This window comes from Leucobacter viscericola (assembly GCF_011299575.1).
GTDB lineage: Bacteria > Actinomycetota > Actinomycetes > Actinomycetales > Microbacteriaceae > Leucobacter > Leucobacter viscericola.
Genome location: NZ_CP049863.1, coordinates 3,287,476 through 3,310,396 on the forward strand (window position 1 = coordinate 3,287,476; position 22,921 = coordinate 3,310,396).

The following is a 22,921-nucleotide window of genomic DNA, read 5'->3' on the forward strand; positions in this document are numbered from 1 at the left end:
CGATAGACTGTCTCGATGAAACAAACTCGGGCGGGGCTCGGCTATGGAATCGGGGCCTACCTGATCTGGGGTGCGTTCCCCTTCTACTTCGGCTTGATCGCGATGGTGAGCCCTCTCGAGGTTGTTCCCTGGAGAGTTGGCACCTCGCTCATCTTCTGCGCGATCCTCGCGACCTTCACAAAGCGATGGCCGCAGATTTCAGCAATACTGCGCACCCCGCGACTGCTCGGCTGGTTCGCGCTCTCGGGTATTTTGCTCTACGCCAACTGGCAGATCTTTGTCATCGGTGTGATGACGGGTCACGTGCTCGAGACCTCCCTTGGCTACTTCATCAACCCGCTGTTCACGATCCTGATCGGGGTCGTGGTTCGTAAGGAACGGCTCTCTCGGCTGCAGTGGACCGCGGTGGCTATTGCAACCGTTGGTGTTGTGATCGCGGGAATCGCCTATGGATCGTTCCCCTGGATCGCGGTTGGTGTGGCGCTGACCTTCGGGTTGTACGGCGCCGTGCACAAACACGTCGGTGAACATGTTGACGGCTTGACCGGCCTCACTGTCGAAACGCTCGTCACCGTGCCCGTCGGTGTTGTACAGATGATTATCGTGGCGGCCACGGCCGGGCTCACTGCGTACACGTTTGGTCCGGGGATCATGCTGCTCGTGCTCGGCAGCGGGATTATGACGGCGGTACCGCTGATCCTGTTTGGTGAATCAGCGCGCAGACTGCCGCTCTCTTACCTCGGATTCCTGCAGTTTCTCACGCCGATCCTCGGCTTCCTGTACGGCTATCTTGTGATGCACGAGGAAGTTTCAGTCGGACGATGGATCGGATTTATCGCGGTCTGGGTTGCGCTCGTGCTGCTGATTACCGACATGGTCATTCAGTTGCGCCGTTCGCCACAGGCACAGCTTGCAACCGGGCCGATTCCCTTAGACTAATCTGCACAGGCCTTCGGGTCGATTTGTATGGGGGAGCCGCATCCAGCACCCTTTATCACCCGCTCATCCACTAGCAAGCGAGGTTCAATGGAACAGCGTGACCCATTCGCGTTCACCGGTCTCACCTACGACGATGTGCTGCTGCTGCCAGCGCACACCGACGTCATTCCGAGCGAGGCTGACACCTCGACTCTGCTCACGAGACGTATTCGTCTGAGCATTCCGCTCATTTCGGCCGCGATGGACACCGTCACCGAGACGCGCATGGCTGTTTCGATGGCCCGCAACGGTGGACTCGGCATTCTGCACCGCAATCTCTCGATTCAGGATCAGGCCGAGATGGTTGACCGCGTGAAGCGCAGTGAAGCCGGCATGATCACAAACCCCGTGACAACAACGGTTGACGCGACGGTTGCCGAAGTTGACGCACTGTGCGGCGAGTACCGCGTATCTGGATTGCCCGTTGTCGATTCGGCCGGTGTGCTGCTCGGTATTATCACAAACCGCGACATGCGCTTTATCGATCCCAAGGATCGTAGCCAGGTTCGCGTTCAAGACGCAATGACCAAAATGCCGCTGATCACGGCGCCGGTTGGAATCTCTCGCGAGGACGCCGCGAACATCTTCGCTACGCACAAGATCGAAAAGCTGCCCCTGGTCGATGGTGAGGGCAAGCTGACCGGCCTCATCACGGTGAAGGACTTCGACAAAGAGGAGCAGTACCCCAACGCCACGAAGGATGACTCGGGTCGACTTCGTGTTGGTGCGGCTGTCGGCTTCTTCGGTGACGCGTGGAAGCGCGCGAGTTCGCTGCTCGAAGCCGGTGTTGACGTGCTCGTTGTTGACACCGCGAACGGCGACAGCAAGGGTGTGCTCGATATCATCGCCAAGATCAAGGCCGACCCGGCGTTTGCCGGTGTCGACGTGATCGGCGGAAACGTTGCGACGTACGCGGGTGCCAAGGCACTCGTTGAAGCTGGCGCAGACGCTATCAAGGTTGGTGTTGGTCCAGGATCCATCTGCACAACGCGTGTCATCGCGGGTGTGGGTGTGCCGCAGGTGACCGCTGTCTACGAGGCCGCACGCGCTGCGACCCCCGCGGGCGTGCCGGTGATTGCTGATGGTGGACTGCAGTACTCGGGCGACATCGCCAAGGCGCTCGTTGCGGGTGCGTCCTCGGTCATGATGGGTTCGCTGCTTGCTGGCACCGACGAGAGCCCCGGAGACCTCGTGTTTGTCGGCGGGAAGCAGTACAAGAACTACCGCGGCATGGGCTCGCTTGGCGCGCTGCAGACACGCGGTGAGCGCACCTCGTACTCGAAGGATCGCTACTTCCAGGCTGACGTGCCGAGCGATGAGAAACTGATTCCCGAGGGCATCGAGGGTCAGGTGCCCTACCGCGGGCCGGTCGGTGCGGTTGCGCATCAGATGATCGGCGGGCTGCGGCAGTCGATGTTCTACGTTGGTGCGCGCACCGTCGAAGAGCTCAAAGCGCGTGGCCAGTTCGTGCGAATCACTGCGGCAGGCTTGAAAGAATCGCACCCGCACGACGTGCAGATGGTTGTGGAAGCACCCAACTACAAGCGGTAGCCCTTCATCCTGCGCGCAGTCGCAGGATCCAAGTTCCCGGATAGATAGACTGGATGAGTGAGCAACGAGATCGAGATTGGCCGCGGCAAGCGTGCACGACGCGTATACACGTTCGATGAGATCGGGGTAGTTCCGACCCGACGCACGCGAGACCCAGAGCTCGTTTCGACCTCGTGGACGATTGACGCGTTCCAGTTCGAGATTCCCGTGCTGGGTGCACCGATGGACTCGGTGATGTCGCCCGCAACGGCGATTGAACTGGGGCAACTCGGCGGGCTCGGTGTGCTGAATCTTGAGGGCCTGTGGACCAGGCACGAGAACCCGGAGCCGCTGCTCGAAGAGCTTTCGCAGATCACCGATGAGGTGGCCGCGGTGCGTCGCATGCGCGAGCTGTACGCCGCGCCGATTCAGTCCGAGCTGATCCGCGATCGCCTCGGTGAGATCCGTGACGCCGGTGTGACCGTTGCGGGTGCGCTTTCACCGCACCGCACCGCCGAGTTCACTGAGACCGTCGTCAACGCGGGTGTCGACCTGTTCGTGATTCGCGGCAACACCGTTTCGGCTGAGCACGTCGCAAAAGAGGGGCGCGAGCCGCTCAACCTCAAGCAGTTCATCTACGAGCTTGACGTACCAGTGATTGTTGGTGGCGCAGCGACGTACCAGTCGGCGCTGCACCTTATGCGTACCGGCGCTGCCGGTGTGCTCGTTGGATTCGGTGGGGGAGCCTCCTCCACAACCCGGGCCACGCTCGGGATCCGCGCACCAATGGCAAGCGCGCTCGCTGATGTCGCTGGCGCTCGTACTGACTACCTCGACGAGTCCGGCGGCCGTTACGTGCACGTGATCGCTGACGGGGGCCTCGGCACCTCGGGAGACATGATTAAGTCGGTCGCCTGCGGCGCCGACGCCGTGATGCTGGGCGCTGCTCTCGGGCGCGCCTCTGACGCCCCGGGTCGTGGCTGGCACTGGGGCCAAGAAGCGCACCACGAGGATCTGCCTCGCGGACGCCGTGTCGCCGTGGATCCCGTTGCGCCCCTGGCCGAGATCATCAACGGTCCCGCGCATATTGCTGACGGCACCGCAAACTACATGGGTGCCCTGCGCCGCGCTATGGCGACGACCGGGTACTCAGACCTCAAGGGCTTCCAGCGCGTTGACCTCGTTCACGCAGAGCGCTAGAGCGCAGTTCGTTGTCGCAACCATCTCGTAAGGCTGAATACCTCGGTGACCCGACACTCGCGCGGGTGATGCGCAGGCCCCAGTGGATCCTCGCACTCCTGCTCGCGCTCCTCGTGGCTGCCGTCTTTGCGTGGCTCGGGCAGTGGCAAATGAGCAACGCGATTCGCAGCGACGAAGAGCAGAACTACAACACGGAGACCCTGCGTCCGCTTTCGGAGGCGACCGAACTCGGCAAGGGCGTCAACGAGTATGGCGCGGGTGTCGTTGTGAGCGTTCGTGGCTCCTTTGTGCCCGGAGACTCCCAGGTGCTCACGCCGCGTGAAAACCAGGGTAAATCGGGTGCCTGGGTGATTGGGCACCTGGTAACCGAGGGCCCCGAGGCTGAGGCCAACGGGAACCTCGCTGTTGCGATTGGGTGGGCCCCGGATCAGGCCGCCGCTGAAAAGGCGATTAAGCGACTTGACGCTGATCCCGCATTCGCCCAGTCGAGGGCCTTTGAGGGGCGCTACATGCCACCCGAGGGTGCGCAGATTCCAGAGCCGACGGACGATCCTCAACGTTTGCAAACCATGCTGCCCGCGCACCTTGCGAACCTCTGGGCAGACGTGCAGACGCCCGTGTACGCCGGATACCTGGTTATGCACGAGGGAACCTCTGTCGAGCCGCTGATGAGCGGCCTCGACAAGATTGACTCGGTCGCACCGCTGCCGCCTGAGAAGGTGAGCTGGCTCAACGTGTTTTACGCCATTGAGTGGGTCGTGTTTGCCGGGTTCGCCGTGTTCTTCTGGTTCCGCCTCGCGCGCGACGCCTGGGAGAAGGAGCACGAGCTGAAGCTCCTCAAGCAAGAAGCTGAGGGTGGGGTCGGAAGTGATCCCGGAGCCGATCGCAAACCTGATCCCGACTCCGCGGCCGCTGCGACCCGACCCAGCGACCCTCAATTGTGACGCAATAGAATGGACGCCATGCAACTGCAGCCCAAACCCGCCGACTACCCCCGCATTCGCAAAGCGCTGAGCGTCTACAAGGTGACCTCTGTGATCACCGGTGTGATGCTGCTTCTGCTGTGCGCTGTCATGGTCATGAAGTACGCGTTCAACGTGCAGCTGTACCTCTTCGGGCCTGACGGCTTTGCGAAGTTTGAGCCGCTTGCACCCGCGGGCGTCGAGTCAGACTTCCAACCGGGGGGCTTCGATCTCTTCAAAGCGATCCTGATTGCCCACGGCTGGTTCTACGTGATCTATCTGATCTCAGACTTCATGCTGTGGAGCCCGATGCGCTGGAACTTCTGGCGCTTCCTGTTGATCGCGCTCGGCGGTGTCGTGCCCTTCATGTCGTTCATCCTTGAGGCTCGGGTCGTGCGCGAGGTCAATGCGTTCCTCGCCACGCACGATGTTGAGCCCGCTGCAGCAGCCTCAGATTCTCCAGATTCATCCACCGCGGCATCGTCCGCGCACAGCCCGGAAGGCCGTTCATGACCTCAAGCTCCCACACCAGGCATCGCCCGGTTCTCGTCGTTGATTTTGGTGCACAGTATGCCCAGCTGATTGCGCGCCGTGTGCGCGAGGCGGGTGTGTACTCCGAGCTGGTGCCCCACACGATTACGGCCGCCGAGATTCGCGAGAAGCAGCCCCTCGGCATCGTGCTTTCGGGTGGTCCGTCGTCGGTTTACGCCGAGGGCGCGCCTCAGTTTGATGACACCATTTTTGAGCTCGGGATCCCGACCCTCGGCATTTGCTACGGCTTTCAGGTGATGGCCCGTGCACTTGGTGGTGTCGTTGGCAACACCGGCGACCGCGAGTACGGCGCAACCGATGCGCAGGTTCTCGGTGGCGGCGGAGCGATTCTCGGCGGTCAGCCCGACGCGCAAAACGTCTGGATGAGCCACGGCGACGCAGTGCAGCAGGCCCCCGAGGGCTTTGAGGTGCTCGCGAAGACCGCCGTCACGCCGGTGGCCGCCTTCGGCAGCGCGGAAAAGCGCATGTACGGCGTGCAGTGGCACCCCGAGGTTAAGCACTCTGACCACGGCCAGCAGGTGCTCGAGAACTTCCTGCACCACGTTGCCGGCATCGCAAACGACTGGAACGCCGACAACGTGATCTCGGAGCAGATCGCGCGGATTCGCGAGCAGGTCGGTAACGCTCGAGTCATCTCGGCGCTGTCCGGCGGCGTTGACTCCGCCGTGTCGACGGCCCTCGTGCACCGCGCCATTGGCGACCAGCTGACCGCGGTGTTTGTGGATCACGGACTGCTGCGCAAGGGCGAGCGCGAGCAGGTCGAAAAGGACTACGTTGAGTCGACGGGTGTGCGCCTGATTACGGTTGAGGCCGCTGACACCTTCCTCGGACACCTTGCCGGCGTCACTGACCCCGAAGAGAAGCGCAAGATCATTGGCCGCGAGTTCATCCGAGCCTTTGAGCAGGTGCAGCGTGATCTCGTCAGCGAGGCAGCCGCCTCCGGCGAAAAGGTGAAGTTTCTGGTGCAGGGCACGCTGTACCCCGATGTGGTTGAGTCGGGCGGCGGATCCGGAACCGCAAACATCAAGTCGCACCACAACGTGGGCGGCCTGCCCGATGACCTCGACTTTGAGCTCATCGAGCCGCTGCGCACGCTGTTCAAGGACGAGGTGCGCGCGATCGGTCGTGAGCTCGGCATTCCCGAGGCGATCGTTGGCCGCCAGCCGTTCCCCGGACCCGGGCTCGGAATCCGCATTGTCGGTGAGGTGACTCGGGATCGTCTCGAAACGCTGCGCGAGGCAGACGCCATTGCGCGCGCCGAGCTGACCGCTGCAGGGCTTGACGCCGAGATCTGGCAGTGCCCGGTGGTGCTGCTCGCCGACGTGCGCTCCGTGGGTGTGCAGGGCGACGGCCGCACCTATGGCCACCCGATTGTGCTGCGCCCCGTGTCTTCTGAGGACGCGATGACGGCCGACTGGACACGTGTGCCCTACGAGGTGCTCGCTCGTATTTCTAACCGCATCACTAACCAGGTGCCCGAGGTGAACCGCGTGGTGCTTGACGTCACGTCGAAGCCGCCGGGAACGATTGAGTGGGAGTAGGGCGCCGAGTTTACGGCGTAACGTGGACACCATGAGCGAGAACAACAACAAAAACCCTCTGTTTGGGGTGTCCGTGGTGTGGATCATCGCCGGAATCGTTCTGGGCGGTGCGGTTGGTGGCTTTGTTGGCGCCATCGGCAACATGATCGGTGCCGGGATCGGCGTTGGTCTCGCAATTGGCGCGGTCGCTGGGTTCATTCTCGGTATGCCCCGCGGTGACGGTGATGGTGACGGAGCCGCTGAGTAGCGCACCACACAAGTTCTTACACCCACACGACTGAGGGCCCCAACTCGTTTGAGCTGGGGCCCTCAGCGTTTCTTGGAGGCTAGCGCAGCTCCTTCAACGCCTGCACTAGGGCGTCAATATCGCTGTTGTTGGAGTACGCGTGCAGCGACAACCGCAGTCGCTCACCTCGTGGCGAGGTGCCGATCCTGCGCTCCGCGAGGCGACCCGCAAGCGCATCGGGATCAAGCCCAACGAGCGCAACCTGCGGCCCGCGGTGCGCGGGATCCGACGGGTAATCAATAGTGAAACCGAGGTTTGCGACCTCAATTGCCAGGCGCTCGCGCAGCGAGGTGACGTGACTCCAGGTTTGTTCGGGATCGAGCTTTGCAATCATCTCGAAGCCGGCCACACCGGCGTATGCAGACGGGATGGGGTGTGTGCCCATCTCAAAACGACGCGCGTTTTCGGGGTAGTCAACGCCGGCGGGGTCGAACGCAAAGGGGTTCACCCGACCGAACCAGCCGGTGAGGTCAGCACTGCGCTCGACGTTGGCGCAGTCGCGAACGTACAGCATCGCGATGCCGGGGAGGCCCAAGAGGTACTTGAGGTTTCCGGTAACGAGAAAGTCGCAGTTGAGCTTTGCCGCGGAGAACGGCACGACGCCAGACGCTTGGTAAGCGTCGACGAAGACGAGGGCGCCAACGGAATGGGCGTGTTCGATGACCCGCTCGACCTCTGGCCTGGTGCCATTGATGTAGCTCACCAGCGGAATCGATACCAGTTTTGTGCGCTCGTCGATGAGCGGGATCCAGTTGTCTGCGTGCAGAGCCGCCTCGATGCCCGCGACATTCACGACCTCAATATTGTCGTGCTGCGCACGCCACACGTTGCCGACCGAGGGGAACTCGAGATCGGAGGTGACCAGACGGTTGCGGGTTCCGCTCCAGTCGAGCGATGACACGGCCTGGTAAGCCCCCTCCGAGGCGCACGAGAGCACCGCCACATTCTCGCCGCTCACGCCGAGTTGCTGACCCGCGAGCGCGCGGTACTCTTCAACCTTGCCGACCCAGGCGCCCCAGGGGGCCTGCGCATCAATGAGGCTTGCCGTCATGCGCTGCATCGTGTGGGCCAGGTGGTCCGAAAGCGCTCCCTGGCTGCAACTCGCAAAATGCGGGGCATCGTCAAGGATCGGAAAAAGCTCTCGGAACTGCTCCGGCGATAGTGGCTTGGTAGATGTTGTCATGGGTATTCCTTAGTGTTGTGTTGAGGTCTGAGGGGTCTTGGTCTGCGGGAGGGAGGCCCCGGTTGGGTTGAGCGGCTGTTCGGTGTCATGATCCGGCACGATCACCGCGTTGGCCTGGCTCTTTTCGAGGGCGCTGTCTATGCCTTCGTAGCGACGCCCCCATCCTGTTGCAACGGCTACAGCGATGACGCACGTGAGTACCAGCGGGTAGAAAGAGCCCGTAAAGATCGACATTGGATCAAGAACCGGCGCAGTGCCCTGGTCGGCGGTAAGCAGGCTCGCAATGAACAAGAACGAGCTCACCACCGGAACGACACTGCCGAGGCCAAGCGCAAAGCAGTCCATCACGTTGGCGCGGCGGTAGGGGTGCAGCCCCACCTGCGCCCCGATCCGATCGGCGATGGGACCAAAGACCAGCATCGACGGACCGTTGACCCCGGCGAACAGTGTTGTTGTGGCGAGGATCCCGGATCCAATCGCTATCTCCGCCCGTCTCGGGGTCGTAACCCAGCCGCTCGACACAACCTTGTCGACGAGCCGATCAAGCACGCCCGCGCTCTCAAGCACCCCGAGCATGGCAAAGATAACGACGTTGAGGCCGATGATCGGCAAGATGTTGGCGACCCCGCCAACCAGGAAGCCGGTTATGGCGTCGTCTTTTACGCCGACGATTCCCGAGGGCTCTAGCACCCCACTGAGGAGGCCGACGATGATCCCCGAGACGAGCCCTGCGGTAACCGCCTTAAAAATATTGCGGGTAATGATTGCTGTGCCGAGCAGCACCACAACTGCGATGAGCATCCACAGACCCTGCGCCGAGAAATCATCGGGGGAGACATCGCTCACCGCGCTACCGCCAGGGGAGACGAGGGTGCCGATACCGAGGAACAAACAAAACGCGATTGTCGCGGCCGTGAGTGAGTAGCGTAGACGGCTGCCAACAACTCCGGGCACCTCTGCGGTTCCCTCGCGAGTGCGGTAGCGCTGTGTGGTTGAAGAGATGACCGTCGAATCGGAAATGGGGGCCAGGTTGTCGCCGAACAGTGCACCGGAGAGGATCGCTCCCGCGAGTAGGACGGGGTCCGCTCCCAGAATGACGCCCGCCGGGTAGAAGATCGGGAACGCTGTAAACATAGTGCCGAGCGAAGAGGCGGTCGCCATGGCAATTGCGCACACGGCGGCAAACGTTATGGCGATGAAGAGTCCGCCGTGGACGCCGATGGAGAGTGAGAGCCAGATGAATCCCTCAGAGATGCCGGTTGATTTTATCAGGGATGAAGTGAGCCCAATAGAGAACAAGAGCAGCAGAAGTGTGACCGAGGTCTTGGAAGAGATTCCCTTCGCCGCGGCTGCCCAGAACGATTCGTACCCGCGGGCAAACGGGGCCGCTATGAAAAGCCCGGCAAGGGCCGCGGCCGTAAGCGCGTTCATATCGAACGCGCGTAGCACCACGAAGAACATGATCGTGGAGACAACAAACACGATTGGTGCGATGAACGCACCAAAGAGGCCAATTCGAAACACAAGGGGTGCAGCTGGTTGATCTTTGCTCACAGGACACCTTTATCCAAGAGGGGTTGCCGCCGAGGTTTCGCGGCGGTGCGCTCGCGGTCGTTGGTGAGCGCGATTCTCAGTTTACTTAAATTAAATAAAACTTCAACTAAATTAAATCTGACACGCGCGCGAATATGAGCGGCTGCTGCTCGTGGGAGTAGATGCCGTTAGTAGCCGGGAGGGCTAATTGAGATAGTGAAACGCACAATCTCGTCGGTGTAGTTCACGTAACGATGAGGGTGGATCGACGCAAAATAGGCGCTGTCACCGGGGCCCAGCGTGAAGTCTTCGCCGTTAACCTCCACGGTGAGTGTGCCGCTGGTGACGAGCACACACTCCTCGCTCGGGGGATGGGACCACGGCTCGTCGTGTGATGCGGCTCCCGGCGCGAGCTCGCCCGCGAGCACTTCAAGCATGCCGCTTCCGGGGGAGACCCGGGAATAAGAGATGCCGCCCCTGGGGGATTGCACGATCATACGACTGTGTTCGCGAACCACTCGCACCGGGCGATCCTCACGCTCCGCGAAGAGGTCGAACAGCGGCGTGTTGAGTGCCTTCGCGATGCGACGCAGGGCGTCGAGGCTGGGATCGCTGTTTCCACGCTCGATCTGGCTCACCTGTGCAGGGGAAAGCTCGGCTGACTGAGCAAGCTGCTGCGCAGTCATGCCGCTATTCAGCCGAAGATTGCGGATCCGTTCACCAAGCACTTCGTTATCTTCCCACAGACACCGCTGGCGCTGGCTCGCGGATGCGGAGTGCCGAGCTACTTATCGATCTGGGCAACCCGCCGCTGCAGGAAGTGGTCGAGCAGCGGAACGGGGAGTTTCTGCCCCATCTTAAGATGGATGGATCCCTTGGTGCTGTCGAGCCCGGCCTCTGCGACGGCGTCGGCGAGCTCACCCAGGTTTCCGAAGGGGTACACGCCGATGTGCTTTTTGGTGCTCATGACCGCGATGAGGCCCTTGCCCTTGTACATGAGGCACGGCATCGCATAGCTCAGGCCCTGCTCTGCCTCGGGCACAACTTCGCTTGCGCGAGTGTAGATTTCGAGGATGCGCTCGTGCTCCTCGTCAGGGAGTGTGGCCAAGTAGTCGTTCACCTCGGTGCTCATGGATTTAGTATCGCACGGGCCACCGGGTTGCACTGTAAAGACACCTCAGCCGGTGCTCACCCGTTAGCCGGTTGGAAACTTGCGAATCCAACCGGCTGACGGGGGAGCACCGGCTGAGGGGGAGGAAGCTAGTTGGTCACCTCGACGAGTTCGTGTGGGGAATGCTGATCCTGCTCTCCGGCGTCAATTGGACGCACGCGCGTCGCCGTTATGCGATAGATCAGCACAACAGCCGCCGCGACCAGCGTGAATACCGCATCTGCGGCGAAACCAAAACGCAGCGCGTTGAGCGTGTCTCCCGTTGCAAGTACGTGGCTGTCCCCTCCGGCAAATGCCAGGATAGAGATCACTGGAATTCCGACCAGCATTCCGATTTGGAAAGACATGCCGATAATGCTCGCTGCGGTGCCCTGCTGAGTCGAGCTCAGCCCCGAGGTGCCAACAACGGAGTAAGCGACGACCGCGAGTAAGTGCCCGAAGCCACCTATGAAGGTGGCGACAAGGATGTGAGTGAAGCCGCTCGTGAGATCCTGCCCCAGCAGTACAAGGGTGAGTGCGGTTACTCCCTGCAGTGCGAGCCCGGCGGTGAGAGTGGTTGCGGCTCCCCAGCGATTAATAAGACTTGACGCAGCGAAGCTGCCGATAATGCACCCTACGCCTAGAACTCCAAGCGCGAGTCCGGTGAGCAGGGGAGAGAGGTGAAGCACCTGCTGCAAATACAGCGTGAGTAGAAACGCTTTCGCGGTCTCCATGGAAACCGTCACAATTCCACCCAAGTTGCCGACAAACACGGAGGGCCGGGCAAGTAATGCCACCTGAACGAGCGGGTGTGCGCGGTTGCGCTCTATCAGCCCGAATACCGCAAAGAGTGCGACCGCGGATGCGATGAGGAGTCCCGAGGTAAGGCTCGCGATCCCTCCCGTCTCAATCTCACGAAGCCAGAGCACAAAGGCCACGAGCGCCGCAGTGATCACGACCGCACCTGGAAGGTCAACACGGGTGGCAGATGCGGGAGAATCTTTCCGCACGAGTGCGAGTGCTAAGACAAAGACCGCCACCCCGATGGGCACGTTGATAAAGAAGGTGAAACGCCAACCAAGCAGATCGGTGAGGGCGCCGCCCAGGAGGGAGCCTGCCGAGAATCCGAGCGTGAGGAGTAGTCCGTTGTAAGAGAGCGCCTTGGTGCGCAGTGGCCCCTCAGCGAAGGACGCGGTAAGAAGTCCCAGGACAGTGGGGGTTGTGATCGCAATGGCAATTCCTTGAAGAGCCCTCGCCGTCAGCAGTATCTCTGCACTCTGTGCGAGACCACCCATCGTGGAAGCGACTGTGAGCAATGCCATGCCGATGAGGAAGAGATGCTTGCGCCCAAAGCGCTCAGCGATCCTTCCCATTACCAAGATCAGGCTCGTTGAAGCGAGCGCAAAAATCGTGACGACCCACTGCAGGTCGCTTGTGGCGATGCCAAGATCCTTACCGAGCGCGGGCAACGCGACTGTCACAATCGAAAAATCGAGCGACAGCATGAACTGAGATGTGAGCAGAACGAACAGGATGATGCGTTCCCTAGAGGAAAACAGGGGAGGGGAGATTGCAGTTTTCATTGCACCAGTCTGTAGGCGGATAAACCTTCGCTACAGAGTCTGGTTATGCAGGGATTGGGAGTGCCACCCTAACCGCGTCAGGTTAGCCGGCGAGGCGCAGCGCTGTCTGCTGGGTTACCGAGGTTCGTATCGCTTCCCAGCGTGCCTCAGCATTGTCGTCGCCCTGCGGGAGGTACACGATGACCCTCAGATCGTTCTCTCCCGCGACGCTCAGTGTGGTGGAATCAAAGTCGACGGTACCGTGCACGTCATCGCAGTAACGAAGCCCAAATATGAGCTCGGCCCCGACAGTGTGATCGCTCCAGAGCTGCGCAAAATGAGGAGATGACTTGGTGAGTTCGCGGGAGATATTGGCAAATCGAGGATCACCGGGGTATCTGGCCGCGTTGCGCCTGAACTGTGAGACCAGCATGGCGGCGGTGTTTGAGTGATCGCGGAACTTTTGTGAACACTGCTGCTCCCGGAAAAAGGTTTCGAGAGAGTTGCGGCCGACCTCGCACCCGAACAGTGTTGCGGCCAGTGTGTTCGTTGCGAACACGTTCATGTAGCGGTCCAGGCACACCGCTGGCAGCTCGTTGAGGTTCTGCAGGATCCGCTGAACGTTCTTATGGCGTCGGCAGTCGATGGGTTCGGGCTGGTTGCCCTGCCGACCACTAAGTTGCATGAGGTACTCACGTTCAAAGCCGTTGAGCCTCAGCGCGTCAGCGATCGCCAGGATGACAGCATCAGACGGGCTAATATCTCTTCCCTGCTCAAGCCGGGTGTACCAAGAGACGCCAACGTTGGCGAGTACCGCAACCTCTTCGCGACGCAGACCGGGCGTGCGGCGACGGCCGCCAGCGGGTAAGCCAACATCAACAGGGTTCAGCTGCTGACGTTTTGCACGCAGAAAGCTGCCAAGGGCTTCCCGCTGGTCGGTCTCGTAGTCGGTTATGGTCATCGGACCCTTGTTGCTCCGTCGGTATTAGTTGCCGCGCAGAATCGCGAGCAGGCGCAGGATCTCAAAGTAGAGCCAGATCAGCGTCACCATGAGTCCAAAAGCTGCCGACCAAGCCCACTTCTCGGGAACGCGGTTCTTGACGCCGTTCTGGATCATTTCGAAGTCCATGACCAGGGAGTATGAGGCGAGCAGGATCGCGAGGCCGCCGATAATGATACCGATTGGGAAACCGTTGATTCGTGCCCCGTAGACACCCCACGGATCCGAGTTCACACCAGTAAGCATGAGAATGAAGTTGACCAGCGAAAAGGCACCGTAGCCAATAATCGCGACCATGAAGATCTTGGTCGCGCGAGGGCTGGTGCGCACCTTACCGCTGCGGAACAACAACAGCACAACCGCAAACACGGCAAGCGTGCCAAGAATAGCCTGCGAAACGATTCCCGAATACTGGGCTTCAACTAGCCCCGAGATACCACCCAGGAACACACCCTGGAACGCCGCGTAGAGCACGATGAGCGGAACGCTCGGCTCCTTCTTGAACGCATTGACGAGCCCGAGGACGAGGCCAATGATTGCCGCTGGCAGCGCCAGAGCCGGCATAAACCAACCAACCGCACCAAACGCCAGCACGATGAGGAACAGCATCACGGTCTTCGAGATGGTGTTCTCGTAGGTCATTGGCTTGTCGGAGGGGACGATCACCGGTGGCTGCTGAACGCTATCAGCAGCGGCTGCCGACGCATCAACTCCGGGGCGCTGGGTCTGCGCAGCAGGCTGATCGTAGATACGGCGAAGTTCTTCAGCGGTAAGAGTCTTACCGTTGAGAGCCGGGTTGTTGCTGAGAGCCGGGTTGCTCATGCGTCGGATTCCTTTCCAGGCGTGTGAGTTTACTCAAGCCTAGTGGTGTCTAGCTTCGCTGCGGCTGAGTCTTTTGGGCTCGTTCGCCGGAGGCGCAGGATCTAGGCTCGAACTATGTCAGCACTGCCTGCATCATCGACGCCTCCGCTCGTCATCGGACACCGCGGTGCTCCGGGGTATCGCCCCGAGCACACCGAGTCCGCCTATCGGCTCGCTTTCGAGCTGGGCGCCGATGCGGTCGAGCCTGACATCGTGGCGACGAGTGATGGTGTGCTGGTCGTACGCCATGAAAACGAGATCTCGGGCACAACCGATGTCGCAGACCGGCCGGAGTTTGCCGACCGGCGCACCACCAAAACCGTTGATGGAGTGCGCCTCACCGGGTGGTTTACCGAGGACTTCACGTGGGAAGAACTTGCAACTCTGCGTTGCAGGGAAAGATTGCCGAAGATCCGGCCTGAAAACGTAACCTACGACAACACTGAGCCGATCCTGCGCCTCTGTGACGTACTCAGCATTGCTGACGCGCAGAGCGAAGCACAGGGTACGCCGCTGCGGATCGTGATTGAGATCAAACACGACCATTACTTTCGTGAGCTGGGGCTCGATCTGGTCGAGCTGCTACTCGCGGAACTCGCGGCGACGGGGTGGTCGGAACGACCCGAACAGCTCATCATCGAGGCGTTCGAACTTGGGGCTTTGCTGCGCTTGCGTGAGGCTGATGTGCAGGCTCAGCTCGTGTTTCTTGCCGAGAGGATCGGCAGCCCCGCCGACGAAGTTGCTGCCCATGAAGCAAACCGCAGTCACAGAGCTCGCAGCTACGCCTGGTTTCGCAGCAACGCCGGACTCGACCTTCTAGCAACCGTTGTTGACGGTATCAGCGTTGCCAAGTGGAATATTCTCCACCTCAACGCGCTTGGCCGCGCGACCGGCACGACCGACCTTGTGCAGCGCGCTCACGACCGCGGCCTGCACGTGTACACCTGGACGCTGCGCCCAGAGAATCGCTTTCTCAATCTGAGATTTCAGGGCTCGGTGCACGGCGCCGAGTGGGGTGACTGGCGAGGAGAGTTTGAGCTCGTGCTCGCATCGGGCGTCGACGGCATATTTGTGGATCACCCTGACATTGCGCGTATGGTGCGCGACGAGAGTTCTTAGCCCCCCCCCGCACCAGAATCGGGTGTAGCCATATTGCGGGTTCGGCTCGCCGCAACTATCTATATGGCTACACCGGATGGGGGATCGCGGATTGCGGATTGCGGGCTGGGGCGGCTGCGAGACGGGCCTAGTCCCGAGACGCGCACTCGCCTACGAGGTTACGTTTGAGGAGCTTCGCGAGATCCTCACCCCTAAATCCCGCGTCGAGAAGATAGCCGAGTTTTGCGATGGCTGCTTCAAGCGTCAGGTCGCTGCCATCGAGCACCCCCGCTGCCGCAAGCTCGTGTCCCACGGCATAGCGTGTGAGATCCACCCCGCCTGTCGAACACTGGGTGATCGCCAGGACCGGGATCTCGCTGCAGATCTCACGCAGCACCCCCAGCATGCCGGGGCGTGCCATGGGGGCATTGCCGCTGCCGTAGCACTCGAGCACGAGCCCGTCGGGTTTGCCGCCGACCGCGGCACGCACGTCTTCTGCGGTGACACCCGGCACGAAGCGGAAACTCAGAACGCGAACGGGGTTGCGGCTGTCGGGTTCTGCGAGCAGCTTCGGTACGCCCACCGGATGTGCAGCGAGCGGAAGCTCAGCCGCGAACGCGGTAAGTGAGGTGCTGCTGTGTTTGCTGGCCCGAACGGCGGGCAGGATCGCGCCGCCAAACGCGATCGAGACCGGTGAGCCGTGCGCGGCCCGCGCGGCGGTGCGAATGGCGAGTGTGAGGTTCGTGATTGCGTCGGTGTTGTCGGCGCCGTGGGGAAACTGGCTGCCGGTCACGACGACGGGGACGCCCAGATCTGCGAGTTCGAAGGCGAGGCGTGAGGCCGTGTAGGCGAGGGTGTCTGTGCCGTGTGTGATCACTACGCCACGCGGCCGCTGCGTGCGTACTCGGGCACGTATCGCCCGGGCGATGCGCGGGGCCGTGCTCGCGTCTGCATTGGCGCTGTCGATTGAGGGGTGCAGATGATTGATGCGCCAGTTGATTCCGAGTGGAGTCGAGATGTCGGCAACGATCGCCTCGAGGATCTCGGGGAAATCGGGATCGGGAGCGAGCCCGTTGTCGGTGTTGCGCATGCCGATCGTGCCGCCCGTTGCGAATACGAGAACGGAGGGATTGGCGCGGGAAGTGGCGGACATCCTTCTATTCTGTCTGAAAGTGTCGCGGTGGGGTTGCGCGAGCTTGTTCAGCGTTCCGTGCTGCGGCGTCCCACCAGTCGTCGTGCCGCTGAGAAGCCATGGATTCGTCGAGAAGCTATGAAAATTGATGGCCGCTCGACGAATCCATGGCTTGTCAGCAGGGGTGGGGCAGCGGCGGTGACGGGATCGCCTGCAGGGTGGTGGAGTCGCGGAGCGTGAATGTCAGTGGTGCAATCTAGACTGGTGGCACGATGAGCGACTTCGAACTTCTTGACCCTTCTGGGATCCCTTACGGGCCGGGTGCGGCCGGTGCCGGTGACGGTGGCGCCGCAGCGAACGGGCCCGATCCACTGGTTGATGGGCTCAATCCGGCGCAGGCGCGAGCTGTCGTTGCTCGCGGGCCGGCGCTGCTGATTGTGGCGGGGGCAGGATCAGGCAAGACCCGTGTGCTCACTCATCGCATTGCACACCTGATTCGCAATCGTGAGGCCTGGCCGAGCCAGATCCTCGCGATTACCTTTACCAATAAGGCTGCGGCCGAGATGCGCGAGCGCATCGATGGACTCCTCGGCTCGGGGGCGGAGGGCATGTGGGTCTCCACGTTCCACTCCGCGTGCGTGCGGATCCTGCGCCGTGAGGCTGAGCGATTCGGTTACGTCTCCGGCTTTACCATTTACGACTCTGCCGATTCGCGGGCCCTGCTGAAGCGCATCATTAAAGAGCTTGACGCTGACACCTACGGGTTCACCCCGGCGAACGCGGGATCAAAGATCTCGCGCCTCAAGAACGAACTGACCGACGCCGATGCTTACTCCAAAACGATGAACGAGAGCGATCCGCGGGATCGCCTCTTCGTTGAGATCTTTAAGCAGTACGAGCAGGAGCTTCGCCGCGCCAACGCCTTCGACTTTGACGATCTCATCGGGCAGACCGTGCACTTATTCAGGGCGCATCCCGATGTCGCGGCGATCTATCAGCGGCGTTTCCGGCACATCCTGGTAGACGAATACCAGGACACCAACCATGCGCAGTACTCCCTGATTCGCGAGCTCACCCGCCCGGTTGAACCCGAAGAAGTCGAACGCCTGGTGCCGCCGATCCGGGACCGCGAGCTCGACGCCTCCGGGCGTATCCCGGCAGCGAGCCTCACGGTTGTCGGCGACTCCGACCAGTCGATCTACGCATTCCGCGGCGCCGATATTCGCAACATCGTCGAGTTTGAGCGCGACTTTGCGGGCGCTGAGGTTGTGAAGCTCGAGCAGAACTACCGCTCGACGCAGAACATCTTGACGGCCGCAAACGCGGTGATCGGCAATAACTTCGACCGCCAGGAGAAAAACCTCTGGACGGCAGAGGGAGACGGCGAGAGGATCGTCGGTTTTACCGGCTACTCCCAGCACGACGAGGCCCGCTTTGTCGCCGAAGAGGTCGAGGATCTGCACCGTGCGGGCCTCAACTACAGCGACATCGCCGTGTTCTACCGCACCAACTCGCAGACGCGTGCGCTTGAAGAACTGCTGATTCGATCCGCGATTCCGTATCGCGTTCTTGGCGGCACGAAGTTCTACGAGCGCGCCGAGATTAAAGACGCGATGGCGTACCTGACGAGCATCGCGAACCCCTACGACCCCATTACGTGGTCGCGACTACTGGGGGCTCCGAAACGCGGCATCGGGCCGATGGCGGAGGCGCACCTCGCGAACTTCCAGGAGGCGCAGGGCATCAACTTTCACGAGGCGATGCTGCGTTGCGACGAACTCTCGTTTGGGCCAAAGGTGCGCGGCGCGATCCTGAGCCTTGCTGAGATGCTGACCCGTGCCGCGAAGATGGCAGCGGGGGATCCCGAGCACGATCAGGCGCCAGCGCCAGTGGGCGACTTGCTGAAGCTGATTCTCGATGAGACCGAGATGATCGAGAAGCTGCGCGCGAAGCGCGACCCGCAAGACGATGCGCGCGCCGAGAACCTCGAAGAGCTCGTAGCGGTGGCTCGTGAGTTTGACGTGAAGCAGCCGGGTGCCGGGCTGATTGCTTTCCTCACCGAGGTGAGCCTGGTCGCGGCTGCCGATGATCTCGACGATTCAAGCGGCACGGTCTCGCTCATGACCATGCACACGGCAAAGGGCCTCGAGTTCAAGGCCGTGTTCATCACCGGTGTTGAAGAGGGCCTGCTGCCGCACCAAATGTCGGTCGACGAGGTCGGCGGCATTAACGAAGAGCGGCGCCTCATGTACGTCGGCATTACGCGCGCCCGCGAAAGGCTCTACCTGACACTCGCGAGCACCCGTGCGGTGTTCGGTGACGTGTCGGTGGCGATGCCCTCGCGGTTCTTGCAGGAGATTCCCGAGGGGCTCATCGACTGGCGGCAGTCGCCGGGTGAGGTAACGAGCCGCGGCGGCACCGAGTCGCGCGCGTTGAACGCTCCGCGCGGTAGCGGCTATGGGGGCAGCGGGTCGGGATCACGCTCGCGCACTGACTCTTCCGTGAGTTTTGGGTCGAGTGGTGGTTACTCAAGCGCAGCCGTCAGCGAGCCCGCGAGCGGCAACATGCAGTCGGCGCTCGACAAGTGGCGCGAGCGCAAAAAGGCGGCCAAGCAGGCTCAGGCCGCTGGCGGCGGGTTTCCCAACACGATTATGGGGAACGTGCGCGACAACGGTGACATGGAGCTCGCGCCCGGTGACCGGATTCGCCACGACGAGTACGGCGAAGGGCGGGTCTCTGCGGTTACGGGAGCGGGCTCAAAGCGGATCGCACACGCCGTGTTTGATTCGGTGGGCGAGCGAAAGCTGCTCGTGAAACTCGCACCGATTGAAAAGTTGGAGTAGCCTCCGAGTCTCCGCACGGGGGACCGTAAGGTGATCCCGAGCCGCCGCACGGTGTTAGACTGACCTCTGGTCGATTTATCTCGACATCGAGACATTTTTGCCTCGGGCACCTAAGAATCCCAAGCAAAGGAATAGTACGTGGATCTGTACGAATACCAGGCACGAGATCTATTTGAGCGTTACGGGGTGCCGGTGTTGGCCGGCATCATCGCGGACACTCCCGAAGAGGCTCGCGCTGCCGCAGAAAAGATTGGCGGCGTGGTCGTCGTCAAGGCTCAGGTAAAGGTTGGAGGCCGCGGCAAGGCCGGCGGCGTGAAGGTCGCAAAGAATGCTGATGAGGCGTTCGCGGCCGCAGAGGCAATCCTCGGCCTCGACATCAAGGGTCACGTCGTCAAGCGCGTGATGGTTGCAGCCGGCGCAGACATCGCCCAGGAGTTCTACTTCTCGGTGCTGCTTGACCGCGCAAACCGCTCTTACCTCTCGCTGTGCAGCGTTGAGGGCGGCATGGAGATCGAAGTGCTTGCCGTTGAGAAGCCAGAGGCGCTCGCGCGCATCGAGGTGGATCCCATCGCAGGCATCGATGCCGCGAAGGCAATCGAAATTGCTCGCGCCGCGAAGTTCCCCGAAGAGCTGGTTGAGAAGGTTGCGGCCGTCTTCGAGAAGCTCTACGCCGTGTACGTTGGCGAAGACGCAACGCTCGTTGAGGTGAACCCGCTCGTGCTCACCGGCGCAGGCGACATCATCGCGCTCGACGGCAAGGTCTCGCTCGACGAAAACGCCGAGTTCCGTCACCCCGAGCACGACGCGCTTGCCGACAAGGCAGCTGAAGATCCGCTCGAGGCAAAGGCCAAGGCGCAGGATCTCAACTACGTGAAGCTCGACGGTGAGGTCGGCGTAATCGGAAACGGCGCGGGACTCGTCATGTCGACGCTCGACGTTGTCGCCTACGCCGGCGAAAACCACGGCGGAGTGAAGCCCGCGAACTTCCTCGACATCGGTGGTGGCGCCTCGGCTGAGGTGATGGCCGCTGGTCTCGACGTGATCCTCGGGGACCCGCAGGTCAAGTCGGTGTTCGTGAACGTCTTCGGTGGCATCACCGCCTGTGACGCGGTTGCCAACGGCATCGTGGGTGCGCTCGCGAAGCTCGGTGACTCGGCCAACAAGCCGCTCATCGTGCGCCTCGACGGCAACAACGTTGATGAGGGTCGCAAGATCCTCAACGATGCTGCCCACCCGCTCGTCACCCTCGCAGCGACCATGGACGAGGGCGCCGACAAGGCCGCCGAACTCGCCAACGCACGCTAGCCCGCACCGGAACGTAGAAGAAGGAACACAATGTCGATCTTCCTGAACAAGGATTCCAAGGTCATCGTCCAGGGCATCACCGGCGGCGAAGGCACCAAGCACACCGCGCGTATGCTCGCCGCTGGCACCCAAGTAGTGGGCGGCGTCAACGCTCGCAAGGCTGGCACCACTGTCTCGCACGTTGACGCCAACGGTGCAAACGTTGAGCTGCCCGTGTTCGCCTCGGTCGCTGAAGCCATGGCTGCAACCGGCGCCGATGTCTCGGTGGCGTTTGTGCCGCCCGCGTTCACCAAGGACGCGTCCGTCGAGGCGATTGACGCGGGCATCGGCCTGCTCGTCATCATCACCGAGGGTGTGCCGGTCAAAGACTCGGCCGAGCTCTGGGCGCACGCCAAGGCCACCGGCAACAAGACCCGCATCATTGGGCCGAACTGCCCCGGCATCATCACCCCCGGTGAGGCACTCGCTGGCATCACCCCCGCCACGATCACGGGCAAGGGGCCGATCGGCCTCGTCTCGAAGTCGGGCACCCTCACCTACCAGATGATGTTTGAGCTGCGCGATCTCGGCTTCTCAACCGCCATCGGCATCGGCGGCGACCCCGTCATCGGCACCACCCACATCGACGCGCTTGCAGCGTTCGAGGCGGACCCCGAGACCAAGGCCATCGTGATGATCGGTGAGATCGGTGGTGACGCTGAAGAGCGCGCCGCAGATTACATCAAGGCCAACGTGACGAAGCCGGTCGTCGGCTACGTCGCAGGCTTCACCGCACCCGAGGGCAAGACGATGGGCCACGCAGGCGCCATCGTCTCCGGCTCGGCTGGCACGGCGCAGGCAAAGAAGGAAGCACTCGAGGCTGCGGGCGTGAAGGTCGGCAAGACGCCGTCCGAGACCGCGCGTCTGCTGCGAGAGGTGTATGCGGCACTGTAACTAGCACCGCAGGATCGCACGCGATCCACATCGAGCCGGGTTTTTGCCACTCACAGTGGCGAGAACCCGGCTCTGTGTATTTACTCAGAAGCCAGTGTCATCGGACAGACGCGGGAACCGGCGGGGGATGCTCGGGGCAATTGCGGCTTGTGATCCTCACGCTGCCCACGAACTACACTGGCAATCATGACTGAGACCAAACCCAGCAGCCAAACGATCCGCGGTGCTCATCTTGTGGGGAGCATCAATTTCGATGATGCGGAGACGACCATGCGGGTCGCCGCAGAAACTCTGGGCCCATGGCTTAAGCGGATTCCCGACGGCGAAGTCGGGGAGCGCTTCCACTGGATCGCGTTTCAGCCGGGCCGCCTCGCCGCGGCGGAGGGCATCGAGCGAGTGGGAGACACTCCTATCCCGCTGCGGATGCTAGACATTCGCTCGGTGCGGATCGCAGAGGGCGTGGACGCCGCCGATCTCGTGCTGCCGCCGCTCGGTTACGCGGAGGCTGCCCTCGCGTCTTGGAAGGTGTTCGCGGAGCTGAAGCAGCAGGGGGTCATTGCGAGCGGCACGCGGTTCCAAGTGTCGCTGCCCACACCGCTCGGTGTTGTGGGGAGCTTTGTTCGCGCAGAGGATCGCGAAGCGTTTGAACCGGTCTACGAGGCCGCGCTCGCCGCGGAGCTCGACGAGATCCTCGCGGTCGTCCCGCACGATGAGATCGCCGTGCAGTGGGATGCCGCCGTGGAATTCGCCATATTGGAAGAGGCGGCCACCGACCTGCGACGCCACGCCTGGTTTGACGATGTGTGGGCGGGCACGACCTCGCGTTTGGCGCGGCAGATTGACCGACTGCCCGCGGACGTCGAGGTTGGTGTGCACCTGTGTTACGGCGACGTGGCCGAGAAGCATTTTGTAGAACCCGGCGATGCCGCGAACCTCACCCGTTTCGCTAATCTCACGGCAGAGCAGACGACTCGAGCGCTGAACTGGCTCCACCTGCCCGTGCCGATTGAGCGTGACGACGATGCGTTCTTTGCACCGCTTGCAGAACTCGTGTTGCCCGAGGAGACCGAACTGTACCTCGGACTTGTGCACCGCGAGGACGGTGCCGAGGGCGCACGCCGCCGGATCGCCACCGCTCAGCGTCACGTATCACGTGACTTCGGGGTCGCAACGGAGTGCGGGTTTGGTCGCGCGCCCGAGGGTACGACGGTTCCGCTCTTCGAAGCTCACCGCGAGGTTGCTGCCGCCTGGTAGCGGCCGTGGTGTGCGCGG

Annotated in this window: 20 protein-coding genes; 12 read left to right on the forward strand and 8 right to left on the reverse strand. The window is 62.0% G+C overall.

The window, feature by feature from the left end; all coding sequences use genetic code 11:
- The first annotated feature begins 15 nt into the window (after positions 1 to 15).
- The 7 genes from rarD (at position 16) to G7068_RS14435 (ending at position 7,010) form a co-directional block, all read left to right on the forward strand.
- Positions 16 to 939 carry an EamA family transporter RarD gene (rarD, locus tag G7068_RS14405; RefSeq protein WP_166292594.1) on the forward strand — a complete coding sequence of 308 codons (924 nt, stop codon included), beginning with the start codon at positions 16 to 18 and terminating at the stop codon, positions 937 to 939.
- 87 nt (positions 940 to 1,026) lie between these two features.
- Positions 1,027 to 2,529 (forward strand): IMP dehydrogenase, encoded by a 1,503-nt coding sequence (guaB, locus tag G7068_RS14410; RefSeq protein WP_166292595.1) that lies wholly within the window; start codon positions 1,027 to 1,029, stop codon positions 2,527 to 2,529.
- A 57-nt stretch (positions 2,530 to 2,586) separates the two neighbouring features.
- A complete protein-coding gene (locus G7068_RS14415) occupies positions 2,587 to 3,708 on the forward strand; it encodes a GuaB3 family IMP dehydrogenase-related protein (RefSeq protein WP_166292596.1) in 1,122 nt (373 codons plus the stop codon).
- 11 nt (positions 3,709 to 3,719) lie between these two features.
- On the forward strand, positions 3,720 to 4,652 hold the full coding sequence (locus G7068_RS14420) for an SURF1 family cytochrome oxidase biogenesis protein (RefSeq protein WP_244304530.1): 933 nt from the start codon (positions 3,720 to 3,722) through the stop codon (positions 4,650 to 4,652).
- A gap of 18 nt (positions 4,653 to 4,670) precedes the next feature.
- The gene (locus G7068_RS14425; protein ID WP_166292597.1) at positions 4,671 to 5,183 is read left to right on the forward strand and encodes a DUF3817 domain-containing protein; all 513 of its coding nucleotides are present in this window, start codon (positions 4,671 to 4,673) and stop codon (positions 5,181 to 5,183) included.
- Positions 5,180 to 6,763 (forward strand): glutamine-hydrolyzing GMP synthase, encoded by a 1,584-nt coding sequence (gene guaA / locus G7068_RS14430; protein ID WP_166292598.1) that lies wholly within the window; start codon positions 5,180 to 5,182, stop codon positions 6,761 to 6,763. The genes G7068_RS14425 and guaA overlap by 4 nt, the downstream gene beginning before the upstream one ends.
- Before the next feature lie 31 nt (positions 6,764 to 6,794).
- Positions 6,795 to 7,010, forward strand: coding sequence for a hypothetical protein (locus G7068_RS14435; protein WP_166292599.1), 216 nt, complete (start codon positions 6,795 to 6,797; stop codon positions 7,008 to 7,010).
- 79 nt (positions 7,011 to 7,089) lie between these two features.
- Here G7068_RS14435 and G7068_RS14440 read toward each other — a convergent pair whose 3' ends face one another.
- From G7068_RS14440 to G7068_RS14470, 7 genes are all read right to left on the reverse strand, one after another.
- Complete coding sequence (locus G7068_RS14440) at positions 7,090 to 8,232, reverse strand: aminotransferase class V-fold PLP-dependent enzyme (protein ID WP_166292600.1); 1,143 nt, start codon at positions 8,230 to 8,232, stop codon at positions 7,090 to 7,092.
- A gap of 9 nt (positions 8,233 to 8,241) precedes the next feature.
- Positions 8,242 to 9,786 carry a Na+/H+ antiporter NhaC family protein gene (locus G7068_RS14445; RefSeq protein ID WP_166292601.1) on the reverse strand — a complete coding sequence of 515 codons (1,545 nt, stop codon included), beginning with the start codon at positions 9,784 to 9,786 and terminating at the stop codon, positions 8,242 to 8,244.
- Positions 9,787 to 9,953: 167 nt separating this feature from the next.
- Entirely contained in the window at positions 9,954 to 10,493 is a 540-nt protein-coding gene (locus G7068_RS14450; RefSeq protein WP_166292602.1) for a helix-turn-helix domain-containing protein, read from the reverse strand.
- A 56-nt stretch (positions 10,494 to 10,549) separates the two neighbouring features.
- The gene (locus G7068_RS14455) at positions 10,550 to 10,897 is read right to left on the reverse strand and encodes an iron chaperone (protein WP_166292603.1); all 348 of its coding nucleotides are present in this window, start codon (positions 10,895 to 10,897) and stop codon (positions 10,550 to 10,552) included.
- A gap of 128 nt (positions 10,898 to 11,025) precedes the next feature.
- A complete protein-coding gene (locus G7068_RS14460; protein WP_166292604.1) occupies positions 11,026 to 12,498 on the reverse strand; it encodes an MFS transporter in 1,473 nt (490 codons plus the stop codon).
- 82 nt (positions 12,499 to 12,580) lie between these two features.
- Positions 12,581 to 13,438, reverse strand: a complete 858-nt coding sequence (locus G7068_RS14465; protein WP_166292605.1) for a helix-turn-helix transcriptional regulator — start codon at positions 13,436 to 13,438, stop codon at positions 12,581 to 12,583.
- Positions 13,439 to 13,462: 24 nt separating this feature from the next.
- Complete coding sequence (locus G7068_RS14470; protein WP_166292606.1) at positions 13,463 to 14,299, reverse strand: Bax inhibitor-1/YccA family protein; 837 nt, start codon at positions 14,297 to 14,299, stop codon at positions 13,463 to 13,465.
- Between the two features lie 114 nt (positions 14,300 to 14,413).
- Between G7068_RS14470 and G7068_RS14475 the strand changes: the two genes are divergently transcribed.
- The gene (locus G7068_RS14475; protein ID WP_166292607.1) at positions 14,414 to 15,457 is read left to right on the forward strand and encodes a glycerophosphodiester phosphodiesterase family protein; all 1,044 of its coding nucleotides are present in this window, start codon (positions 14,414 to 14,416) and stop codon (positions 15,455 to 15,457) included.
- Positions 15,458 to 15,584: 127 nt separating this feature from the next.
- Here the strand turns inward: G7068_RS14475 and G7068_RS14480 are convergent, their stop codons facing one another.
- Positions 15,585 to 16,589: an asparaginase gene (locus tag G7068_RS14480; protein ID WP_166292608.1), complete on the reverse strand. Its 1,005-nt coding sequence runs from the start codon at positions 16,587 to 16,589 to the stop codon at positions 15,585 to 15,587.
- A gap of 251 nt (positions 16,590 to 16,840) precedes the next feature.
- Here G7068_RS14480 and G7068_RS14485 point away from each other — a divergent pair, with 251 nt between their 5' ends.
- From G7068_RS14485 to G7068_RS14500, 4 genes are all read left to right on the forward strand, one after another.
- Positions 16,841 to 19,411: an ATP-dependent helicase gene (locus G7068_RS14485; protein ID WP_166292609.1), complete on the forward strand. Its 2,571-nt coding sequence runs from the start codon at positions 16,841 to 16,843 to the stop codon at positions 19,409 to 19,411.
- A 138-nt stretch (positions 19,412 to 19,549) separates the two neighbouring features.
- Positions 19,550 to 20,716: an ADP-forming succinate--CoA ligase subunit beta gene (gene sucC / locus G7068_RS14490; RefSeq protein WP_166292610.1), complete on the forward strand. Its 1,167-nt coding sequence runs from the start codon at positions 19,550 to 19,552 to the stop codon at positions 20,714 to 20,716.
- A gap of 30 nt (positions 20,717 to 20,746) precedes the next feature.
- Positions 20,747 to 21,649, forward strand: a complete 903-nt coding sequence (sucD, locus tag G7068_RS14495) for a succinate--CoA ligase subunit alpha (protein ID WP_166292611.1) — start codon at positions 20,747 to 20,749, stop codon at positions 21,647 to 21,649.
- Positions 21,650 to 21,835: 186 nt separating this feature from the next.
- Positions 21,836 to 22,903 carry a hypothetical protein gene (locus tag G7068_RS14500; protein ID WP_166292612.1) on the forward strand — a complete coding sequence of 356 codons (1,068 nt, stop codon included), beginning with the start codon at positions 21,836 to 21,838 and terminating at the stop codon, positions 22,901 to 22,903.
- Positions 22,904 to 22,921: the final 18 nt, after the last annotated feature.

Excerpts from the sequence above, each read along its gene's own strand:
- rarD (WP_166292594.1), top strand. The coding sequence starts at position 16 with ATGAAACAAACTCGGGCGGGGCTCGGCTATGGAATCGGGGCCTACCTG.
- guaB (WP_166292595.1), top strand. The coding sequence starts at position 1,027 with ATGGAACAGCGTGACCCATTCGCGTTCACCGGTCTCACCTACGACGAT.
- G7068_RS14425 (WP_166292597.1), top strand. The coding sequence starts at position 4,671 with ATGCAACTGCAGCCCAAACCCGCCGACTACCCCCGCATTCGCAAAGCG.
- guaA (WP_166292598.1), top strand. The coding sequence starts at position 5,180 with ATGACCTCAAGCTCCCACACCAGGCATCGCCCGGTTCTCGTCGTTGAT.
- G7068_RS14435 (WP_166292599.1), top strand. The coding sequence starts at position 6,795 with ATGAGCGAGAACAACAACAAAAACCCTCTGTTTGGGGTGTCCGTGGTG.
- G7068_RS14440 (WP_166292600.1), bottom strand. The coding sequence starts at position 8,232 with ATGACAACATCTACCAAGCCACTATCGCCGGAGCAGTTCCGAGAGCTT.
- G7068_RS14455 (WP_166292603.1), bottom strand. The coding sequence starts at position 10,897 with ATGAGCACCGAGGTGAACGACTACTTGGCCACACTCCCTGACGAGGAG.
- G7068_RS14460 (WP_166292604.1), bottom strand. The coding sequence starts at position 12,498 with ATGAAAACTGCAATCTCCCCTCCCCTGTTTTCCTCTAGGGAACGCATC.
- G7068_RS14465 (WP_166292605.1), bottom strand. The coding sequence starts at position 13,438 with ATGACCATAACCGACTACGAGACCGACCAGCGGGAAGCCCTTGGCAGC.
- G7068_RS14470 (WP_166292606.1), bottom strand. The coding sequence starts at position 14,299 with ATGAGCAACCCGGCTCTCAGCAACAACCCGGCTCTCAACGGTAAGACT.
- G7068_RS14475 (WP_166292607.1), top strand. The coding sequence starts at position 14,414 with ATGTCAGCACTGCCTGCATCATCGACGCCTCCGCTCGTCATCGGACAC.
- G7068_RS14480 (WP_166292608.1), bottom strand. The coding sequence starts at position 16,589 with ATGTCCGCCACTTCCCGCGCCAATCCCTCCGTTCTCGTATTCGCAACG.
- G7068_RS14485 (WP_166292609.1), top strand. The coding sequence starts at position 16,841 with ATGAGCGACTTCGAACTTCTTGACCCTTCTGGGATCCCTTACGGGCCG.
- sucD (WP_166292611.1), top strand. The coding sequence starts at position 20,747 with ATGTCGATCTTCCTGAACAAGGATTCCAAGGTCATCGTCCAGGGCATC.
- G7068_RS14500 (WP_166292612.1), top strand. The coding sequence starts at position 21,836 with ATGACTGAGACCAAACCCAGCAGCCAAACGATCCGCGGTGCTCATCTT.